We start from the raw sequence: 1,192 nt of genomic DNA, 5'->3' as shown, positions 1-1,192 counted from the left end.
TTGACTGGAGGTCAGAAATGAACATCAAGAGCCTTCTCCTTGGCTCCGCTGCAGCTCTGGTTGCAGCTTCCGGCGCTCAGGCCGCCGACGCAATCGTCGCGCCAGAGCCAGAAGCCGTTGAATATGTCCGCGTCTGCGATGCTTACGGCGCCGGCTATTTCTACATCCCAGGCACCGAAACCTGCCTGCGCATCCATGGTTATGTCCGTTACGACGCTGCTGGCGGTGATAACGTTTACGGTCGTGGCTTCAAGGACCGTGACGGCAATGTCGACACCGACCGCGACACCTGGTCCAAACTTGCTCGTTTCGCACTCAAGGTATCGACGGCTTCGGAAACCGAACTCGGCACCCTCAAGACCTATTCGGAAATGCGTTTCCAGTGGGCTGACGGCGTGGACTCCGGCTCGACCGGCACCCTGCGTTTCGGTTACATCCAGCTCGGCGGCCTGCGCGTCGGCCTTGACGAATCGGCCTTCGTAACCTTCCCTGGTTACCTCGGCAACGTCATCAACGACGACGTCATCCTCGCTGGCGGCTACCGCACCGGTCTCATCAGCTACACCTTCACAGGCGGCAATGGTTTCTCGGCTATCCTGTCGCTTGAACAGGGCAATACGGTTGATGTTGACACCGGCACGTACGTCGACGTTAACACGGGTGCTGAATATACCATCTCCGGCAAGATCGATGATTACATGCCGCATGTCGTTGCCGGTCTGAAGTACGCTGGCGGCTGGGGTTCGATCACGGGTGTTGCAGCTTACGACGCCTATAATGAAGAATGGGCCGGTAAGATTCGCGCAGACATTAACGTCACGGATCAGTTCTCGGTCTGGGTCATGGGTGGTTACAAGTCGAACGACGACACCTATCAGTACGTCTACACGGATGCCAATGGTCGTGATCGCGGTATCCGCCAGATCAACAGCTTCTACGGCACGTGGGGCGGCGACTGGGCTGTATGGGGTGGCGCTGCTTACAAGGCAACCGAAAAGGCTACCTTCAACGTGCAGCTCGCCTACGACGACTCCGAAACCTTCGCTGCAACCGCCAACGTTGCTTACGAACTGGTTCCTGGCTTCACGATCACCCCGGAAGTTTCCTACACCAAGTGGGACGACAAGAACTCCGTCCTGAAGGGCGAAGACGCTTGGCAGGGTATGGTCCGCTTCCAGCGCTCGTTCTAATC

1 protein-coding gene is annotated in these 1,192 nt (G+C 57.7%); it reads left to right on the top strand.

Annotation, left to right across the window (positions count from 1 at the left end; genetic code table 11):
• Nucleotides 1-17 precede the first annotated feature (17 nt).
• On the top strand, nucleotides 18-1,190 hold the full coding sequence (locus tag JNC70_RS22725; RefSeq protein ID WP_374789051.1) for a porin: 1,173 nt from the start codon (nucleotides 18-20) through the stop codon (nucleotides 1,188-1,190).
• The last annotated feature ends 2 nt before the right edge of the window (nucleotides 1,191-1,192 follow it).

The organism is Brucella oryzae (assembly GCF_041929965.1).
Taxonomy (GTDB): domain Bacteria; phylum Pseudomonadota; class Alphaproteobacteria; order Rhizobiales; family Rhizobiaceae; genus Brucella; species Brucella oryzae.
This window is presented reverse-complemented; position numbering and strand designations above follow the sequence as displayed.